This is a genomic window from Clostridium neuense (assembly GCF_045310695.1).
GTDB lineage: Bacteria > Bacillota > Clostridia > Clostridiales > Clostridiaceae > Clostridium_S > Clostridium_S neuense.
Window position 1 is genome coordinate 1 of the sequence record NZ_JBJIAA010000061.1, and the last position, 341, is coordinate 341.

At 31.7% G+C, this 341-nt stretch carries 1 pseudogene; it reads left to right on the top strand.

Annotated elements, in window-relative coordinates:
• Positions 1–182: pseudogene (locus ACJDT4_RS23365) on the top strand (IS5/IS1182 family transposase); the annotation flags it as partial.
• Between the last annotated feature and the right edge of the window lie 159 nt (positions 183–341).

Sequence of the window (341 nt, forward strand, 5' to 3'; positions counted from 1 at the left end):
AGTATTTTCAAGAAAAATCAAAAGAGCGCTATAAAATTGAAGCTAAAAACAGTGAATTAAAGTATAGACATGGGTATGATGTCGCATCTGCCACAGGTCTAAAAGGTATGCACTTGCAAAGTGCAGTGACAATATTTGTGGTTAATCTAAAAAGAATTCTTACCATCTTAGATGGTAAATAAGGAGATTTTGCTCCTGATATATGAATAAAAAAGTGAATTTAAGAAAAATGCTAAGGATTATACCCTAGCATTTTTTGTGGATATTTTTTAAAACATTTTTTTCTTAAAAAACAGCTAGTTTTTCAGTGGCCTCGAATTTTTTCCTTGCACTACCGTGGG